The following is a 17,412-nucleotide window of genomic DNA, read 5'->3' on the forward strand; positions in this document are numbered from 1 at the left end:
GGCTGCCGGCCATGGGGTTTCCGCACCCCGTGGCCCGATCCTAACGACAGCTGTCCTTCGGGCCACTCACCGCGTGGCGCCGCCGTCCCCGATGCTGATTGACGTGACGCAGACAACCGACCTCCCCGCCGCCGGCACCGGCCTGCCCCGCGCACCCCGGCCCCGTATCCACCGTGCCTGGTTCGTCGCGGTGGTGACCTTCGTGACGATCATCGGGGCCGCCGCCTTCGCCTCGCTCCCCGGGCTGCTCATCGAGCCTCTGCACGACGAGTTCAAGTGGTCGCGCGGCACCATCGGCTTCGCCGTCTCCGTCAACCTCGCCCTCTACGGACTGACCGCCCCCTTCGCCGCCGCCCTCATGGACCGCTTCGGCATCCGCAAGGTCGTCGCCGTCGCGCTGACCGTCATCGCCATCGGGTCCGGGCTCACCGTGTGGATGACCGCCGCCTGGCAACTGGTCCTGTTCTGGGGCGTGTTGGTCGGCCTAGGCAGCGGCTCCATGGCGCTCGCCTTCGCCGCCACCGTCACCAACCGCTGGTTCGTGGAGAAGAAGGGTCTCGTCACCGGCATCCTCACCGCCGCCGGCGCCTCGGGGCAGCTGATCTTCCTGCCCGTACTGTCCTGGCTGGTCGAGCACCACGGCTGGCGTCCTGCCGCGGTCACCGTCTCCCTCGCCGCCCTCGCGGTCGTCCCCTTCGTCTGGCTGCTGCTGCGCGACCACCCGGCGGACGTGGGCACCACCCCGTACGGCTCCGAGGTCTTCGTCCCCAAGCCCCCGCCCGTGACGGGCGCCGCCCGCCGTGCGATCGGCGTGCTCGTCAAGGCCTCGAGGACCGGCACGTTCTGGCTCCTGGCCGGGACCTTCGCGATCTGCGGTGCTTCGACCAACGGCCTGGTCAAGACCCACTTCGTCCCCGCCGCCCACGACCACCACATGCCCATCACCGCCGCGGCCTCGCTCCTCGCGGTGATCGGGGTCTTCGACGTCATCGGGACGATCGCCTCGGGCTGGTTCACCGACCGCTTCGACGCGCGCCGCCTGCTCGCCGTCTACTACGCCCTGCGCGGCATCTCGCTGCTCTTCCTCCCGATCCTGCTCGCGCCGACCGTCCACCCGCCGATGGTCTTCTTCATCGTCTTCTACGGACTCGACTGGGTCGCCACCGTCCCGCCCACGATCGCGCTCTGCCGCGAACAGTTCGGCGACGACAGCGCGATCGTCTTCGGCTGGGTCCTGGCGTCGCACCAGGTGGGCGCGGCGGTGGTCGCGTACCTGGGAGGGGTGGCGCGGGACGTCTTCGGCAACTACGACGTGGTCTGGTACACCTCGGGCGCGCTGTGCGCGGCGGCGGCCCTGATGGCCCTGGTCATCCGCCGCAAGCCGGCGGCTCAGCTGGTGGTGGCCGCGGCGGCGTGACCCGGGTGGGGATCGTCCCTACCGCCTGGCCGCCGTGCTGTGCGCACAAGGCTGCTGGCGCGGGAGGCGGCGCATTGCGTGCGCGAGGCGCGCCCGGGCCCCACACTCGGGCGGACGCTGCTCGTCGGTACCCTGATCTGGGTTTCGGTCTTCACTGCGAGCGCCGCTTACGTGTCCTGAGCCGGTTGGTCCGATTCCGGAGGCGCGGCGCGCTCTTCGCGGACGGCGTCCGCGTCTTCGTACTGTTGCCGCGCGGCTTCGTAGCTGTCCCGGGCTTCGGGGTCGGCGAGCGCCACGCGTCGCATCTCCGCCCAACTGCTGTGCGCACTCATGGGGTACAGGGTCCCGGTCCGGCGCCGGCGCCGAGCCCGAGCGGGACGGGGTCACCCGGACGAGTGCATGCCGGCACTACTCCGAGAACGCTCCGAACCTGCCCCGGTGGAACAGCAGCGGCCCCGACTCCTCGTCCTCCGTGCCGCCCAGCGCCTCCACCCGACCCACCACGATCAGGTGGTCGCCCCCCGTGTGCACCGTCTGGATCCGGCAGTCGATCCACGCCGGTACGCCGGCCAGGCGCGGGGCGCCCGTCACCGGGGCCGGGGTGTGGTCCACCCCCGCGAACTTGTCCGCGCCGCTCACCGCGAAGCCGCGGCACAGGGGGCCCTGGTCCGCGCCCAGGATGTTCACGCAGAACGCGCCCGCGCGGGCTATGCGGGGCCATGTCGTGGACGTACGGCCCACCATGAACGCCACCAGGGGCGGGTCCAGGGACAGGGACGCGAAGGACTGGCACGCGAAGCCCGTCGGGCCCTCTTCGTCGTACGCCGTGATCACCGTGACGCCGCTCGCGAAGTGGCCCAGTACCCGGCGGAATTCGGACGGGTCCACCGGTAGGCGTTCGTCGTCTCCCACCGCTCGGAGGTCCGGGCGGGGGAGTGGGTCCACCGGGCCCGTCGTCGCCGGGGCGCCTGCTGACCTGAGGTATCGGATGGTCGCTTCCGCCATCCCTGCGTGTCCCATCACATCTCCCATTAGAGCTGACGGGGCGTCAGATTGGAAGGGGTGCAGGGGAGTTCAGAGACCCCGGTATTTGGGTGTGCGGCGCTCCACGAAGCTCGCCACTCCCTCGTTCGCGTCCGCCGTCGTCATGTTGATCTCCTGCGCCGTCGCCTCCGCCGCGAACGCCGTCGACCTGTCCGAGTCCAGCGACGCGTTCACCAGCTGCTTCGTGAGCGTGAGCGCCCTCGTCGGGCCCTGTGCCAGGCGCTCCGCCCACTCGCGCGCCGTCTTCGCCAGGTCCTCGTCCGGTACGACCCGGTTCACCAGGCCCAGCCGTTCCGCCTCCGTCGCCGGCAGTGCGTCCCCGAAGAACATCAGCTCCTTCGCCCGCTGCGGGCCGATCAGGCGCGGCAGCAGGTACGCGCCGCCGCCGTCCGGCACCAGGCCCCGCCGTACGAACACCTCGATGAAGCGCGCCGATTCCGCGGCGATCACCAGGTCGCAGGCCAGGGCCAGGTGCGCGCCTATGCCCGCCGCCGTCCCGTTCACCGCCGCTATCACCGGCTTCTCGCAGTCCAGGATCGACGCGATGAACCGCTGGGCGCCGCGTCGGATCGTACGGGCCACGTCCCCCGCCACCCGGTCACCCGTCGACGGCGCCCCGCGCAGGTCCGCGCCCGCGCAGAAGCCCTTGCCGGTGGCCGTGATGACCACGGCCCGGACTGCTGGATCCGCCGATGCCTCCGCCAGGAGGCCGATGATGTGTTCGCGCTGGTCCCAGGTGAGGGCGTTCATCGCCTCGGGGCGGTTGAGCGTGATGTGCGTGACCGCGTTCTCGGTCGTGTGCAGGACTTCGGGTACGTCAGGCATGGGTGACCTCTCTCGGGGATGGCTTTACCGGCAGACCGCAAGCGCGTCCAGCGCCACCGCCCCCTGCCCCCTCGGCAGCACCATCAGCGGATTGATGTCCAACTCCGCCAGCTCGTCGCCCAGTTCGAGCGCCATCCGCTGGATCCTCAGCACCACCTCGACCAGCGCGTCCACGTCCGCCGGCGGCGCACCCCGCACCCCCTCCAGCAGCACCTTCCCCCGCAACTCACCCAACATCGCCCGCGCCTGGTCCTCCCCGAACGGCGGCACCCGCACCGCCGCATCCCCCATCACCTCGACCAGTACGCCCCCGAGCCCCACCGTCACCGTCGGCCCGAACAGCGCGTCCTGCGTCACGCCCACCACCATCTCCACGCCCCGCTCCACCATCTGGCAGACCAGGATCCCGTCCAGATCCACACCCTCGTAGCGCGCGATGTCCGTCAACTCCCGGTAAGCGTCCCGCACTTGGCTCGCCGACGTCAGCCCGACCTTCACCAGACCCAGCTCCGTCTTGTGCGCAAGCCGCGCTCCCGACGCCTTCATCACCACGGGGTAGCCGACCTGCCCCGCCGCCCGTACCGCCGCCGCCGCGCTCGTCACCAGCTGCTCCCTCGGCACCCGGATCCCGTACGCCCGCAGCAGTTGCTTCGCCGCGTGCTCGCTCAGCTGCTGGTGCGGGCGCATCAGCGCCTGCGCCTTCCGGAAGGACGGGGACGGGACGCGCGGCGCCTCGTCGAAGGGGGAGCTGTACAAGGCCGTGAAGCGGTGGTGGTCGGCCCAGGCCTTCACCGCCGTGATGCAGTTGCCGAACGTACGGAACGTCGCCACCCGACTCGATCCCAGCAACACCTTCCGGTACGCGTCCTCCGTCCCCACCGGAGACCCCCACACCACACACACCAGCTTGTCCGTCTGCTCGGCCGCGTCCACGAGATCCTGCGCGAGCCGGTCGCTCATCGGCGGGAACGGGCCCGTGATCGGACAGATCAGCACCCCCACCTCGGGGTCCGCCAGAATCGCGTCGATGATCTTCCGCCCGCGCCAGTCCCCGACCGGATGCCCCCCGCAGTCCACGGGGTTGGCCACGTTCAGGTAGCCCGGTATCCACTCATGGAGTTCCGCCTGCTTCGCGTCCGACAGCACCGGAAGCTTCAGTCCCGCCCCCGACGCCAGGTCCGAGAAGTGCGCGCCCGTTCCGCCCGAGATCGAGTAGACGACGACACCCTCCGCACCCCCCACCGGCTTCTTCGCCCGCGCCAACAAGGCTGCTGTGTCCTGGAGTTCGTCGAGTCCGTTGACCCGCACCACCCCGAACTGCCGCATCGCCGCGTCGACCACGTCATCGGCGCCCGTGAGCTTCCCCGTGTGCGAGGCGGCCATCCGCGCGCCCGCCTCCGTACGCCCCACCTTGACCGCGACCACCGGCACCTTGGCCCGTGCCGCGCGGTCCGCGGCGAGCAGGAAGGAGCGGCCGTCCTTCAGCCCCTCCACGTAGCAGGCGATGGCCCCGACCTCCTCCTTCCCGGCGAAGTACGAGATGAAGTCCGACGTCTCCAGGTCCGCCTCGTTGCCGGTCGGCGCCCAGTGCGAGAGCCGTACCCCCAGCTCCTGCATGGCGAAGACCGGGCGCCCCTGGTGACCGGACTGGGTGATCAGCGCGATGGCCGGCCCCTCCAGGTCGTCCCGGAAGCGCTCAAAAGCATTCAGGTTGGTGTTCGGGCCGAGCAGCCGGATCCCCGACCCCTCCACCGCCGTCGCCAGCCGCGCCTGCGCGGCCGCGCCCTCCTCGCCCGTCTCGGCGAATCCGGACGCGAAGGCGACCGCGAACTTCACCTTGGACTCGGCGAGTTGCTCGATCACCGGCAACGGGTCGCCGACGAGCAGCACCGCCAGATCCACCTGCTCCGGCAGATCCGCCACGCTCGGCACGCACGGCAGCCCGAAGACCGTCTCGCGCGTCGGGTGTACGGGGTGAAGCCGCGCGCCCACCCGCTCGGCCCATGCGATGAGCTGCCGCGTGATGCCGGTGTTCGGCCGCCCCTCGGCGTCCGATGCGCCGACGACGGCCACCGATTCGGGCCGGAAGAACCGGTCGAGGTCGGGTACGGCCGCGTACAGCGAGCGCCCGCTGACGTCGACGTCCCCCTCCGCTGCGGCGATCCCGTGCACCGCGACGGGGGGCTGTTCTCCGCAGGCCACCACGCGGGCGCGGAAGTCGGTGGTGAGGGTGCCGTGAGTCGATCCGAGCATCGTTGCCGCCCACTCCTGTGCGATGGCCGAAAGTTCCTGACGTTCAGTCAGATTACTGAACTGACGGCCCGTCAGGAACAGTCGTGCAGGCAAAGGCTGGGGCCGGAGGCGAATAAACACCCCCGGCCCCGGCCCACCTACCCGCCTCAGAGCGCCGCCAAGACCTCCTTGGCCACACGCTCACCGGACCGCACAGCCCCGTCCATGTATCCGTTCCAGTACGTCGACGTCTCCGTCCCCGCCCAGTGGATCGCCCCCGACGGGGTCCGCAGCGCGGCCCCGTACTGGGTCAGGAATCCGGGCGGCCCGAAGGCGACAGGACCGCCGCGCGAGAAGCGCTCGTTGTCCCACCTCTGCAGTACAAAACCGGTTGGCGTCGCGGCCTTGGCGCCGAAGTACGCGACGTAGTCCTTGAGGACCGCCGCCTTCACCTCCGCCTCGCTCGCCCCGTCCAGCGCCCGCATTTCATCGGACTCGATGAAGCCCATCAGCGCGCCGAACGACCCGTCCTGCGGCGAGTTGTCGAACGTCGACCGCACCGCGCCCGTGTCGCTCACGACCTGCCCGTTCAGCCCGTCGGCCCGCCAGAACGGGGTGTCGTACACGGCGATCGCCTTCCCGATCGCCCCCATCGGCAGATGCTGCGAGAGCTGGTCGCGCAGGGCGGGCAGCAGCGGGTCGAAGTCGATACGCGCGGCGAGCGGCGGCGGCAGGGCGACGACGACGCGGCTCGCGGAGACGCTGATGCCGTCGGCGGTCACGGTCAGCCGGCCGCCGGCCTGGGTGATGCGCCGTACGGGAGCGCTCAGCACCACCTTGTCGCCGAGCGAGGCGGCCAGCTTCAGCGGCACCTGCTGCGAACCGCCGACGAAACGGTTGGCCTGTGCGCCGTCCGCGGTTTCGGTGAGCCGCTCGAAGGTGCCGGGCGTGGACTCGTTCCCGGCGGCCGCGATGTAGAACAGCACGTACAGCAGCGACAGTTCACGAGGCTCGGCCGAGAAGATCGATGTGCACGCCACGTCGAACAGAAACTTCGCCGACGGGATCACGGCATTGGCCCGCAGCCAGCTCTCGAAGGTCTGCGCATCCCACTCGGCGGCCTTCGCGGCGGTCCAAGGGGCGCCCACCGGCACCTTCTTGGCCATGTCGTCGAGCAGCGCCTGCACGGCGGCGGCATTGGCGAGCCCCGCCAGGTCGATGGGCGGCACGGAGCCGAGCAGCCCGTCGGTCGCGTACGGCGTGCGCTTGCCGTCCTTGAAGAGGACGTTCTTGCCGGTGTTGTACGTCGGGAAGGTCGCGACCCCCAGCGAGTCCGCAAGCGCCTTGATCCGGTCCTGCGTGGGCCCGATGAACTCGCCCCCGCCCTCGCTGTAACCCCCGTTCGGCAACCGCAAGTTGAGTACGCGCCCGCCGACCCGGTCCCGCGCTTCCAGAACCAGTACGGACTTCCCTCCGGCGGCGATGTCCCGGGCCGCGGTCAGCCCCGCGAGCCCACCGCCGACCACGACGGCGTCGACGGACGCGGTGCGATCGGCAGCGGCGGCGGGGGAGGCGGCGAATGCGGGGACCCCGGCGGCGGCCGCGGTCGCAGCCGCCCCGCCGAGTATCGAACGCCGGGAGAGCTTTCTTTCACGTGCCACGTGCATCCTCCGTTGAAGCAATGGATCAATGGATGGGGTGCGTGCCGTGCGGTCGAACAGGTGTCAGTGCTTGGCGACCGCCGCTGCGATCTTGCGCGCATCGATGGCCAGTTCGCGGAACATTCCGCTGATCGGGTTGGTGAATCCCGTGAAGTACAGTCCCGGCGCATGCTTCGGCGTCCGCCCGCCGTGGACCACGGGCCGTCCCCGCTCGTCCAGCACGTCCAGCTCCCCGACCAGGCCCTCGAGCGCCCGCCGGTAGCCGGTCGCCGCGATCACCACCTCCGGGGAGATGCGGTCGCCGTCGGCCAGCACGACCTTCCCCTCCTCGAAGGACTCGACGGCGGCGACGATCTCCACGCGGCCCTTCTGGACCGCGTCGATCAGGCCGACGTCCTGCACAGGGATGGCCCCCGCCCGCACGCGCGAGTAGAGCCCCGTGTCGGGGCGCGGCAGGCCCTTCTCCGACAGGTCCGGTACGGAGATCCGGGCCATGGGCGCGGCCGCCCGGTCCACCAGCCCGGTCGGCAGTCGCCGTACGAGAATGCCCGTCGCCTGCGCCGGCCACCCGGCCGTCGAGCGCCGCAGGATGTGCGGCACGGTACGGACCGCGAGCCTGACCCGGGCCGCTCCGCCCTCGATCAGGTCGACGGCGATCTCGGCGCCCGTGTTCCCGATGCCGACGACCAGCACGTCCTTGCCCGCGTACGGCTCGGGATTCTTGTACTCCCCGGCGTGGATGAGCTCGCCTGCGTACGAGTCGCCGCCCTCCCACTCCGGTATGCGCGGGGTGTGGTTGTACCCGGTGGCGACGACCACCGCCCGCCCCGTCAGCTCGCGCCCGCCGGTGGCGTGCAGCAGCCAATTGCCGTCCTCCGTACGGGAGATGCGCGTGACCTCGACCCCCGTCACGACCTCCAGCTCGTGGAACTCGGCGTACTTCTCCAGGTACCGCACCACGTTGTCGCGCGCCACCCACCGCCCGAACGACCGCGGCATCTTCAGCCCGGGCAGGGAGGAGAGGCGGCGCGTGGTGTGCAGCCGGAGGCGGTCGTAGTGCCGGCGCCAGGAGGCGCCGACGTCCTCGGACTTCTCCAGCACGACGGCCCGTACGCCCTGCTCGCGCAGCGCGGCGGCCACGGCGAGGCCGCCGGGGCCCGCGCCGATGACGTACACGGGGCGGTCGTCGTGGGTAGTGATGGTGTCGCTCATGAACCGGAGAGTAATCGCCTGGTTGCTTGATCGGTCTCGGTCAAGTGCAGAAGCAGTTGCGAATTGATCACGAGTGGCCGGGTGGCGGCCTGCCGGCGTCCGAGGGCGCTCAGCCTCTTGCGCAGGAGCACCCTGATCCGCTGAACTGACGTACCGTCAGAAAGTGCTGAGAGGACCCCCGGATGCACTCGATATGGCTCAGCGGCGCCGAATGGACGGCTGTCCTCCGGATCGGCCTCGGTCTGTGGTGGCTGGAGAGCTGGCGCCACAAGGACAAGAAGGGCTGGTTCGAGCGCGGTACGGGGATCGCCTGGGCGGCGGACGTCGCGGGCAAGCACAAGTGGCCGGTGGTGGGGAAGGGCTTCAAGAAGGTCGTGGAGCCGCGCCCGCGCGCGATGGCGTACATCGTCGTCTACGCCGAACTCGCCCTGGGCCTGGGCCTGGTGGTCGGATTCCTGACGCCGATCGCCCTCATCGGCGGCCTCCTCCTCAACCTCCTCTACCTCGTCCTGATGATCCACGACTGGGCCGAGCAGGGGCAGAACGCGATGATGGCGCTGATCTCGCTGGTCGCCTTCTTCGCGATGTCCTGGCAGGTCTGGTCCCTCGACCACGCGATAGGGATCTTCCTGTGACCGCTCCCGCGACCGTACGATTCGACCTCCCCGAGGCGGACGCCTTCACCGAGCCCTACTGGGCCGCGGCCCGCGAAGGGCACCTCCTGATCCGCCGCTGCGGGGACTGCGGGCGGGCGCACCACTATCCGCGCGAGTTCTGTCCGTACTGCTGGAGCGAGCGCGTGGAGTGGGAGCGGGCGAGCGGCCGGGCCACGCTCTACACCTGGTCGGTGGTGCACCGGAACGACCTGCCGCCGTTCGGCGAGAAGGTCCCGTACGTCGCCGCCGTCGTCGACCTGGCGGAGGGGCCGCGCCTGATGACGGAGGTGGTGGAGGTGCCCGAGGCGGAACTGCGGATCGGGATGGAACTGCAGGTCACCGTCCGTGCACAGGGGGAATTTGCGGTGCCGGTCTTCGGCCCCCGTGTTGAATGCCTTCATGACGACTGACATGAAGGGCTTCGGCCTGGAGCTGCGACCCTGGACGGCCGACGACGCCCCGACCTTCCTGCGCGGGGTCACCGACCCCGAGTTCACCCGCTGGAACACCCCGCTGAAGCCGGTCACCGACCTGGCAGGGGCGATCGAGAAGATCACGGCGAGGACGGATGCGCGGGAGCGCGACGAGGCGGTTGCCTTCGCGGTGTGCGACGAGGCGACGGGGGAGATCGTCGGTGACGTCGGCCTGCAGTTGATCTTCCGCGCGATGCGGCGCTGCACGGTGGGCTACTGGACGCTCCCCGAACACCGGGGCAAGGGCGTCGCTTCCCGCGCGCTGGAGCTCTGCTCGCGCTGGGCCTTCGAGCAAGGGGGCCTGCACCGCATCGAGTTGGGGCACGCGGTGGAGAACACGGGGTCCTGTGCGGTCGCGGGGCGCGCGGGGTACGAGTACGAGGGCACGCTCCGGGGCTCGATGTTCGAGGCGGGCAACAAGGGCGCCTTCCGTGACGAGCACCTTCACGCCCGGCTGGCGACGGACCCGTACCGGGAGATGTGAGGCGGGGGCGTGGATGTGGCCGGCGGCTCAGCTGAACTGAGCTGAGCCGCCGGCCACATCACGCAGGGGTGTTACTTGCCGCTGATGGACTCCTGGAGCAGGTCCGCGTTGGTGCGCGAGTCCTTGATCAGGTCGTCGGCGAATGCGGCGACGTCGGTGCCGATGAGTTCGAGGACTCCCTTGCCGGAGGCTGCGCCGCCCTCGAAGAAGTCGACGATCTCGGAGAGCAGGTTCCCTTCGGCCAGGTCGACAGGGCCGACCTTGAACAGGTACTTCTGCAGTTCCTTGTAGACGATCTGGTAGTCCTGTGGCAGCGCGTCGACCCGTGCCACGTGGGCCCGCCACTGCTTCTTGCCCTGAATGATGTCCTGAATGCTCATGTCAGCCCCCCAACCGGCTCAGCTTCTTGGCAACGTTCTTGTTCAACTGCTCGCGCCACCGGTCGCGGTACGTCCGAGCACCTTCGCCGCCGGTGAGCGCGGCGCAGAAGCCGGCGATGTCGTCACCGATCACGTCGTGGACGTTCTGCCCCTCCGCGGCGGTCTCTTCGAGCAGGCCGAGGACGCCGTCGAGGATCGGCATCAGATTGCGGCCGGTGAAGTCCCCGTAGGGGGAGATCTGCACCTTGAGCTGGTCCCACACCTCTTGGTACTCGGCCGGCAGTGCCTCGGCCCGGGTTTCGAACGTCTTCCATTCCCTCGAGAGGTCGCTGCCCGTAATGGATTCCCAGAAGCTCATCGCTCGCCCTCCTTGAGCTTGTCGATTCGTGATGAGAGGTACTGCCACTTCGCCCAGAACGCGGCGAGCTGTTCGCGCCCCGCGTCGTTGAGGGCGAAGAACTTGCGCGGTGGGCCCACACCGGACGGCCGTTTGGTCACCTGGACGAGCCCGTTCTTCTCCAGCCGCAACAGGATGGTGTAGATCGTCCCTTCGACGACGTCGGTGAAGCCGAGCTCGTTCAACTGGCGTGTGATGGCGTACCCGTAGGTCTCTTCGCTGCCGATGATCTCAAGCACGCAGCCTTCGAGGGTGCCCTTCAGCATTTCCGTCAGATCTTCCATGGCGGTCCTCTCCCGTCGGCCCAGTACTGAGCAGCACCGAGTACTGGTACAACGTAGCACGGAGTACCGGGTTGGGGGAGAGGGGTACGGAGGGGCGGCCTCCCGTCCAACTCCTGGGGTGGGGGCGGGGGTTGGTGGGGCTCCTACCCGTTTCCCCTGGTCGGGGGCTTCGTTTGGTGGGTCTCCCTGTCGACCGACGCCGGGAGTGTGCGCGCTTCCGGGTCCGGAGTAAAGGGCGGCCTTCGGCCGTCGGCTGCGCCGATTCCGCTTCGCTCCACCCTTGACTCCGGCCCCTCCAGTGCTGGGGTTGGCGGCTATCGGTCGGCAGGGAGGCCTGGCCACAGTGGGGAGGGGGCCTGGGGTGGGGTCGGCCCGGACCGGAAACGGCGAGTGGCGAGGGCGAGCCCGGGGCTGCGGGCGGTTGGCCGGTGCCCGGGTGCGGGCTGCGCCCGCAACAGCACCCCGGCCAGGATGGGTCCGGGACGCGGTCGGCGCGGGCCGCCGGTTCGCGCACCCTTTGCATGGGGCAGTTGCTCCCGCCTCGGCGTCAACCACTGTTCGTTCGGCGGGACTTCATGCCCCGCTGGTCACCGCCCGGTGGGTGGTGAGGCGGCGACACCCACAGTGCACCCTTTGCCTGGTTTGGGCAGTATGGCTGCCACTCCGAGATGTGGAGGTCCGGTGGGATCGGACCTCCGTATCTCGCAGTGGCCGGAGTCGAGGCCAGTTGCCCCGTTACGGCCGGAAGCGGACACCAGGCAGGCCCATATGTCCGCTACGCCTGTCCGTTTCCGACAGTAACCCGGGGTAACGGCCCTCGCCCCACCAACCCACCCACCGGACGGTGACCAGCGGGGCATGAACACCTGCCAACCGGTCGTGTCCCGCCGAGTGGTGTAGTCAGTGGAGCTTGTTGGGTTCCGGTTGTGTGGGGATCTTTCGTTGCGGTGTGGGCTTGTCGGTGAAGAGTTCGGCCATGGAGCCTTCGGAGAGGTAGCGGCGGTCGAAGACCTGCCACTCGTCGTGGAGTTCGGCCAGGACCGCGGCGGCGAGGCGGTCGAGGGCGGCGGGGTTGGGGAAGACTTGGACGACATCGGTCCTGCGTTTGATCTCTCGGTTCAGCCGCTCCAGCGGGTTCGTGGACCAGATCTTCTTCCAGTGCGCGGGCGGGAAGTCCGCGAACGCGGTGATGTCCGGTGCGGCTTCCAGCAACATGGCCTTGACCTTGGGAAACTGGCGTCCGAGCATGTCGGCCACCACGTTGAGCTGGGCGCGGACGGTCTCGGCGGTCGTCTGCGCGAAGATGGTGCGGATCGTTGCCGCGACCATCTCGCCGGAGCCTTTTCGATCACCGAGAAGACGTCGCGCACGAAGTGGACGCGGCACCTTTGCCAGGCCGATCCGAGGAACACGGTGCGGATCGCGGCCACCAGACCGCTGTGCGAATCGGAAATCACCAGCTGGACGTTGTCCAGGCCGCGGGAGCGCAGGCTGCGAAGGAACGTGGTCCAGAACGGCTTTGACTCGCTGTCGCCGACCATCAGTCCAAGGACCTCGCGGTGCCCGCTCGCCGAGATCCCGGTCGCGATGACCACCGCCTGCGAGACGATCCGGTGGTTCACCCTTGCCTTGCAGTACGTCGCGTCCAGGAAGACGTAGGGGAAGACCGTGTGGTCCAGAGGCCGTTCTTTGAACGCGGTGAGTTCCGCGTCGAGTTCGCCGCAGATCCGCGACACCTCGGACTTCGAGATCCCGCTGTCCGCACCGAGTGCTTTGACCAGGTCATCGACCGACCGGGTGGAGACACCGTGCACGTATGCCTCCATCACCACGGCGAACAGGGCCCGGTCGATACGCCGTCGGCGTTCCAGCAACGAGGGGAAGAACGACCCGCTCCGCACCTTGGGAATCTTCAGGTCCAAGTCGCCGGCCTGCGAGGTCAGCAGCCGGTCGCGATGGCCATTGCGCCAGGCCACACGGTCGCTCGAGTGCTCACCGGGGGCAGCCCCGATGGCTTCGGTTGCTTCGGCTTCGATGAGTTCTTGCAGGATCCGCTCGCACAACACCCTGATCGACTCGATTCCATCGGCCGTACGTAGTGACTCCAGTAGCCGCATCAGGTCAGACTGGGACAAGGCCATCGCGTCCTCCTCGGTTGAACTGGCCGTTCACCAGGGAGACTTACGCGATGGCCTGCCCCTTGGTCAGGGAGCAGTCACCAGCAACGGGCGCACGCCCCGGGCAGACACCCGCGCATTCCGAAACGGGGACCGGCTACACCACTCAGTGGGACGCCATCTGCCAACCGGCGGCCCGTTGGCGCCGAGCCGAGACCGGCGGCCCCATGCAAGTGGTGCGACACCCGCCCCCGGCGCGGGGAGCGGAGCTCCATCCCGGACGCTGTAACCGCAACTTCCCCGCCGAAGTGCCCCGCAGCCGAACCGATCAGCCCTACCGGTCCGCACGAGCATCGCGGTGTCCACGATGCCGCAACCACCGCGCGGCAGCGGCCAGCCGGACTCGCCCCCAGGGCGAGGCCTACGACGCGCAGCGTCGTAGATCTTGTGACACCAGCACCGAACCGACCCGCGCGACCGGCAACCCGCGCCCGCCCCCCACCTGTTTGCTGTAGCCAGATTCAGTGCGCCGGAGGCGCGAGACGAAACCCGCAGACTGTCGGGCACCCGAAGCCCACCACCGGGCCCCCGGGCCCCACCCGGCACCGATCGCATTGCGAGGACGGCACGTGATGATCCACCTCCCCGAGGGGTCCTGGTGGGACTGGGATGTTGTGGAGTGGAACGCGGGCCGGTTGTGCCTGGGCGCCGGGCACGATCTCTCGTACGCCCATCACCTGGAACTGGTGCTCACCGACCCCGTCTGGGTCAGCTGTCCAGCCGCCTTCCAGGACCCCGTCTTCCGCGACCCCGCACCCGACGAAGTGCGGCTGCTCGCCGACCAGTTGGGTGAGACGCCACCGGTCGTCCTGGCCTTCGACGCGGACGCGGGCGGCGCCCGCCCGGCAGCCTGCCTGATCGCTGCCGGGAGACTCGACATCCTCCAGGGCGCGGTCTACCGCTACTGGCGCGAACTCGCCGCCGGGGAACGCCTCGCCCCCGGGGTGCGGCCGCCGTCGGCGTGACCGCTGGACCTCTCGCTCCGGACCACCTCCGTCACCCCGTCCCCGACGTCGGTCGGCCTCGCGGATGACCGGGCCCACGCCTCGGCAGGCGTGGCGCCAAGGCGGTTGCTCCAGGTTGAGGAGATATGCCTGATATCTGTGAGATTTAGATTTCTCGCACGCAAATGTTGAGGTGTCGTCCATGAATGTCCGTCCACTCCGCAACCTCGCGCTGAGCGTGGCAGCGGTCGTCCCCCTGCTCGGCGCCGTCCCTCTGCTCGGCGCCGTCCCCGGCCCGGCCCCCGCAGCCCAGTACGACGTGAGCGTGACGGAGGGCAGCATCGCCCGGTACTCGCAGCTCGCCGGAAGCGGGGGCACGGCTGAGGACACGTACAGCTACACGCTGTCGGGGGCGGCGTCCTGGGGAGAAGTCTCCCCGGGGCCGTTCTTCCACTGCGCGGTCACGGGCGCGGTGCTGAAGTGCACGCCCTTCCAGGGCGATCCGCATGCCTCGGAGCGTGTCGTGACGGCTCAGGTCGTCGTGCCGGAAGGGTCCGCGGGCAGTACGTCCACAGTGACCGCCGTGACCCCGGCCGGCCGCGACACGCATGTGTACACGGCCGCCGAGAGGCCCAGGACCGCCCAGTCCCTGGCCGCATCCGGCTCTCCCACCCTGGTGATCAAGGCGCCGGAGGCAGGCGAAACACCCGACTTCGGGTCCGCGCTCGCCTTCGGGGGCAGCGCCTGGGTGGTCGGCCCGCCCGCGTTCGCGTTCGAACTGCCGCGAGGCGTGCGGGAGAACTCCCCCGACTGCACACAGGACGGACAGCAGGTCACCTGCACGCGCCCTCAGGGAGGCGCCGGTGACTACCGCGTCCCTCTCACCGTGGCGGCCGACGCCCCGGAAGGTACGACCACCACGACGGGAACCGCCACGGCACGCGCCGGACTGGGCACGGTGTTCGGCGTCACCGTCGTCACGCCGTTCGAGCTGCATCTGGAGGTCAAGCAGCGGGGCGCCGCCCCCAGGCACGACTACAACGCCGACGGCCGCAGCGACATGGCCGTCTGGTACGACTACGCCGACGGCAGCGACGCGCTCCACACCCTCCTCGCGAAGCCCGACGGCGGCTTCAACGCCCCCGCCGCCGCCTGGCAGGCACCCACCGGCCACTACGCCGACTCCCGCATGAAGCGCGTCGCCGGCGACTTCAACGGGGACGGCATCGGCGACATCGCCACCGTCTACGGCTACGCCACCGGCGAGGTCCGTCTGATCACCTGGCTCGGCAAGGGCGACGGCACGTTCCGCGCACCCCTGCACTCATGGGGCGTGGCGTCAGGCTGGGCGTTCAGTCGCATGACGCTCCAGGCTGGTGACTTCAACGGGGACGGTCGCGACGACCTCGCCGTCTGGTACGACTACGCCGCCGGCAACGACGCGCTCCAGACCTTCCTCGCGAAGCCGGACGGCGGCTTCAGTGCCCCAACTGCCGCTTGGGAGGCTCCGGCAGGGCATTTCGCGCGGTCGCGGATGAAGTTCGCCGCCGGTGACTTCGACGGGGACGGCATCGGCGACATCGCGGCTGTCTACGGGTATGCCGACGGCCGCGTGGCGGCCCTGACGTGGACCGCCAAGTCCGACGGCACGTTCAACGCACCCCGGTCCTCCTGGCAGGTCGGCTCCGGCTGGACCTTCAGCCGCATGACGCTCCAGGCTGGTGACTTCAACGGGGACGGTCGCGACGACCTCGCCGTCTGGTACGACTACGCCGCCGGCAACGACGCGCTCCAGACCTTCCTCGCGAAGCCGGACGGCGGCTTCAGTGCCCCGACTGCCGCTTGGGAGGCTCCGGCAGGGCATTTCGCGCGGTCGCGGATGAAGTTCGCCGCCGGTGACTTCGACGGGGACGGCATCGGCGACATCGCGGCTGTCTACGGGTATGCCGACGGCCGCGTGGCGGCCCTGACGTGGACCGCCAAGTCCGACGGCACGTTCAACGCACCCCGGTCCTCCTGGCAGGTCGGCTCCGGCTGGACCTTCAGCCGCATGCACGTCCTCGACTAGGGCCAGAGCAACTCGCGCGCCCAGTCCCCGCCCGCCTCCCCACGCCGGTACCGCAGCCGTACGTGCTGCCTGCGCGCGTCCCCCTGGAAGAACTCGACCTCCGTCGGCTCCAGTACGTACAGCCGCCACGTCTCCACCGGGGCGTCTGGCTCCGCCCGCGCCCGCTCCCAGGCCGCCGCCGACACCGTCCGCAGCTCCTCCTGCGAGCCGAGCACCTCGCTCATCCGGCCGGTCATCGCCGCCGCCAGCGCCCCCGTCGAGCGGGCGTGCAGATCGGCCTGGCTCTCGGGGGAGGGGGCCGCGGTCACCGGGCCCCGGATCCGGATCTGCCGCGCCTGCGCGGGCCAGTAGAAGCCGAGCGCGGCGTGCGGGTGGGCCGCCAGTTGCTCGCCCTTGCGGCTGGTGGAGTGCGACGCGAAGTGCCAGCCGCGCTCGTCCGCGCCGTGCAGCATCAGGACCCGTACGTCCGGGAGCCCGTCGTCACCCACCGTGGCGAGGGACATCACGTGCGGCTCGGTCTGCCCTGCCGCGACCGCCTCCGCGAACCACTCGTGGAAGAGGGGGAGAGGTGCGGAGGGTGCGCCGGCCGGGTCGAAGGCGGGCAGCTCGGGGAGGTCCCATACGCGCTGGGTGTGCAGCAGTGCCGTGAAGTCCATGCCCCCGATTCTCACCCCGGGTCATGACAGAGCTGCGCCGTGACCACGGCATGGAGCAGCGCCGGGTCCACGAACTCGCCCACGCCCGGCGGATCGCATCTCCAGTGCAGGGGATACGTATTGCCGTACGCCGCCGGGATCCCGATGTACTGGTCGCGTACGGAGGGCCCGAAGCAGGTCGCGCCCGGTGGCCAGTCGTGCCGGCTGCTCGTACCGGGCGGGATGAGGAAGTACGTCCACCGGCCTCCTGCCACCTCCCGGACGACGGGTCCCGGGCTGCCGCTCGTGAGCATGGCGAGGTGATGGAGGACGGCCTCGCCGCGCACGCCGCGTACGCGGATCGCGTCGAAGTGCACGCCGGTGAGCCGTAGTTGGTGGCCGGAGGCGGGGATCCAGTCGGGGGTCTCTTTTCTTGTCATGGCTACGAGCTTCGGGGTGATTGCGTAGCGTTACTAGACGTACGTGGTGCACATCGGCGTGATGTGGAGAGGGTGGTGGCCCC

17 protein-coding genes and 1 pseudogene are annotated in these 17,412 nt (G+C 69.9%); 6 read left to right on the forward strand and 12 right to left on the reverse strand.

Translation table 11 applies throughout. The annotated features are described in order from the left end of the window. Window positions 1–91 precede the first annotated feature (91 nt). Window positions 92–1,417 (forward strand): MFS transporter, encoded by a 1,326-nt coding sequence (locus tag OG707_RS22705; protein WP_329121141.1) that lies wholly within the window; start codon window positions 92–94, stop codon window positions 1,415–1,417. Between the two features lie 167 nt (window positions 1,418–1,584). On the opposite strand, the gene OG707_RS22710 is transcribed toward OG707_RS22705, so the two are convergent. From OG707_RS22710 to OG707_RS22735, 6 genes are all read right to left on the reverse strand, one after another. Next, window positions 1,585–1,749, reverse strand: a complete 165-nt coding sequence (locus tag OG707_RS22710; RefSeq protein ID WP_329121143.1) for a hypothetical protein — start codon at window positions 1,747–1,749, stop codon at window positions 1,585–1,587. 76 nt (window positions 1,750–1,825) lie between these two features. After that, the gene (locus OG707_RS22715; protein ID WP_443071368.1) at window positions 1,826–2,449 is read right to left on the reverse strand and encodes a flavin reductase family protein; all 624 of its coding nucleotides are present in this window, start codon (window positions 2,447–2,449) and stop codon (window positions 1,826–1,828) included. A 42-nt stretch (window positions 2,450–2,491) separates the two neighbouring features. Next, entirely contained in the window at window positions 2,492–3,286 is a 795-nt protein-coding gene (locus OG707_RS22720) for an enoyl-CoA hydratase/isomerase family protein (RefSeq protein WP_329121145.1), read from the reverse strand. 24 nt (window positions 3,287–3,310) lie between these two features. Continuing rightward, complete coding sequence (locus OG707_RS22725) at window positions 3,311–5,539, reverse strand: acetate--CoA ligase family protein (protein WP_329121148.1); 2,229 nt, start codon at window positions 5,537–5,539, stop codon at window positions 3,311–3,313. 146 nt (window positions 5,540–5,685) lie between these two features. After that, window positions 5,686–7,179 (reverse strand): flavin monoamine oxidase family protein, encoded by a 1,494-nt coding sequence (locus tag OG707_RS22730; protein WP_329121150.1) that lies wholly within the window; start codon window positions 7,177–7,179, stop codon window positions 5,686–5,688. A 63-nt stretch (window positions 7,180–7,242) separates the two neighbouring features. Beyond that, entirely contained in the window at window positions 7,243–8,391 is a 1,149-nt protein-coding gene (locus OG707_RS22735) for a flavin-containing monooxygenase (protein WP_329121152.1), read from the reverse strand. Between the two features lie 182 nt (window positions 8,392–8,573). On the opposite strand from OG707_RS22735, the gene OG707_RS22740 reads away from it, so the two are divergent. Genes OG707_RS22740 through OG707_RS22750 form a run of 3 tightly spaced genes read left to right on the forward strand, consistent with a single transcriptional unit; the run spans window position 8,574 to window position 10,004 of the window. Continuing rightward, window positions 8,574–9,026, forward strand: coding sequence for a DoxX family protein (locus OG707_RS22740; RefSeq protein WP_329121154.1), 453 nt, complete (start codon window positions 8,574–8,576; stop codon window positions 9,024–9,026). Then, the gene (locus OG707_RS22745; RefSeq protein ID WP_329121156.1) at window positions 9,023–9,457 is read left to right on the forward strand and encodes a Zn-ribbon domain-containing OB-fold protein; all 435 of its coding nucleotides are present in this window, start codon (window positions 9,023–9,025) and stop codon (window positions 9,455–9,457) included. Before OG707_RS22740 ends, OG707_RS22745 begins: the two co-directional genes overlap by 4 nt. Then, a complete protein-coding gene (locus OG707_RS22750; protein WP_329121158.1) occupies window positions 9,447–10,004 on the forward strand; it encodes a GNAT family N-acetyltransferase in 558 nt (185 codons plus the stop codon). Before OG707_RS22745 ends, OG707_RS22750 begins: the two co-directional genes overlap by 11 nt. Before the next feature lie 71 nt (window positions 10,005–10,075). Here the strand turns inward: OG707_RS22750 and OG707_RS22755 are convergent, their stop codons facing one another. The 4 genes and pseudogenes from OG707_RS22755 to OG707_RS22770 all read right to left on the reverse strand — a co-directional run bounded on the left by OG707_RS22755 (window position 10,076) and on the right by OG707_RS22770 (window position 13,206). Further along, a complete protein-coding gene (locus tag OG707_RS22755) occupies window positions 10,076–10,384 on the reverse strand; it encodes a DUF1048 domain-containing protein (RefSeq protein ID WP_329121160.1) in 309 nt (102 codons plus the stop codon). Window position 10,385: 1 nt separating this feature from the next. After that, window positions 10,386–10,742, reverse strand: a complete 357-nt coding sequence (locus OG707_RS22760) for a DUF1048 domain-containing protein (RefSeq protein ID WP_329121162.1) — start codon at window positions 10,740–10,742, stop codon at window positions 10,386–10,388. Beyond that, window positions 10,739–11,065, reverse strand: coding sequence for a PadR family transcriptional regulator (locus OG707_RS22765; RefSeq protein WP_329121164.1), 327 nt, complete (start codon window positions 11,063–11,065; stop codon window positions 10,739–10,741). The genes OG707_RS22760 and OG707_RS22765 overlap by 4 nt, the downstream gene beginning before the upstream one ends. Before the next feature lie 900 nt (window positions 11,066–11,965). Continuing rightward, window positions 11,966–13,206: pseudogene (locus OG707_RS22770) on the reverse strand (IS256 family transposase). Window positions 13,207–13,811: 605 nt separating this feature from the next. Here OG707_RS22770 and OG707_RS22775 point away from each other — a divergent pair. Together OG707_RS22775 and OG707_RS22780 are read left to right on the forward strand one after the other, a co-directional pair. Then, on the forward strand, window positions 13,812–14,207 hold the full coding sequence (locus tag OG707_RS22775; protein ID WP_329121166.1) for a hypothetical protein: 396 nt from the start codon (window positions 13,812–13,814) through the stop codon (window positions 14,205–14,207). A gap of 181 nt (window positions 14,208–14,388) precedes the next feature. Continuing rightward, window positions 14,389–16,254: an FG-GAP repeat domain-containing protein gene (locus OG707_RS22780; protein ID WP_329121168.1), complete on the forward strand. Its 1,866-nt coding sequence runs from the start codon at window positions 14,389–14,391 to the stop codon at window positions 16,252–16,254. On the opposite strand, the gene OG707_RS22785 is transcribed toward OG707_RS22780, so the two are convergent. Next, window positions 16,251–16,910: a pyridoxine/pyridoxamine 5'-phosphate oxidase gene (locus OG707_RS22785; RefSeq protein WP_329121170.1), complete on the reverse strand. Its 660-nt coding sequence runs from the start codon at window positions 16,908–16,910 to the stop codon at window positions 16,251–16,253. The two genes, OG707_RS22780 and OG707_RS22785, sit on opposite strands and share 4 nt — an antisense overlap. Before the next feature lie 11 nt (window positions 16,911–16,921). Then, entirely contained in the window at window positions 16,922–17,329 is a 408-nt protein-coding gene (locus OG707_RS22790) for a hypothetical protein (RefSeq protein ID WP_329121172.1), read from the reverse strand. Window positions 17,330–17,412: the final 83 nt, after the last annotated feature.

The organism is Streptomyces sp. NBC_01465 (genome assembly GCF_036227325.1).
Lineage (GTDB): Bacteria > Actinomycetota > Actinomycetes > Streptomycetales > Streptomycetaceae > Streptomyces.

Excerpts from the sequence above, each read along its gene's own strand:
- OG707_RS22705 (WP_329121141.1), top strand. The coding sequence starts at position 92 with ATGCTGATTGACGTGACGCAGACAACCGACCTCCCCGCCGCCGGCACC.
- OG707_RS22710 (WP_329121143.1), bottom strand. The coding sequence starts at position 1,749 with ATGAGTGCGCACAGCAGTTGGGCGGAGATGCGACGCGTGGCGCTCGCC.
- OG707_RS22715 (WP_443071368.1), bottom strand. The coding sequence starts at position 2,449 with ATGGGAGATGTGATGGGACACGCAGGGATGGCGGAAGCGACCATCCGA.
- OG707_RS22720 (WP_329121145.1), bottom strand. The coding sequence starts at position 3,286 with ATGCCTGACGTACCCGAAGTCCTGCACACGACCGAGAACGCGGTCACG.
- OG707_RS22725 (WP_329121148.1), bottom strand. The coding sequence starts at position 5,539 with ATGCTCGGATCGACTCACGGCACCCTCACCACCGACTTCCGCGCCCGC.
- OG707_RS22735 (WP_329121152.1), bottom strand. The coding sequence starts at position 8,391 with ATGAGCGACACCATCACTACCCACGACGACCGCCCCGTGTACGTCATC.
- OG707_RS22740 (WP_329121154.1), top strand. The coding sequence starts at position 8,574 with ATGCACTCGATATGGCTCAGCGGCGCCGAATGGACGGCTGTCCTCCGG.
- OG707_RS22750 (WP_329121158.1), top strand. The coding sequence starts at position 9,447 with ATGACGACTGACATGAAGGGCTTCGGCCTGGAGCTGCGACCCTGGACG.
- OG707_RS22755 (WP_329121160.1), bottom strand. The coding sequence starts at position 10,384 with ATGAGCATTCAGGACATCATTCAGGGCAAGAAGCAGTGGCGGGCCCAC.
- OG707_RS22760 (WP_329121162.1), bottom strand. The coding sequence starts at position 10,742 with ATGAGCTTCTGGGAATCCATTACGGGCAGCGACCTCTCGAGGGAATGG.
- OG707_RS22765 (WP_329121164.1), bottom strand. The coding sequence starts at position 11,065 with ATGGAAGATCTGACGGAAATGCTGAAGGGCACCCTCGAAGGCTGCGTG.
- OG707_RS22780 (WP_329121168.1), top strand. The coding sequence starts at position 14,389 with ATGAATGTCCGTCCACTCCGCAACCTCGCGCTGAGCGTGGCAGCGGTC.
- OG707_RS22785 (WP_329121170.1), bottom strand. The coding sequence starts at position 16,910 with ATGGACTTCACGGCACTGCTGCACACCCAGCGCGTATGGGACCTCCCC.
- OG707_RS22790 (WP_329121172.1), bottom strand. The coding sequence starts at position 17,329 with ATGACAAGAAAAGAGACCCCCGACTGGATCCCCGCCTCCGGCCACCAA.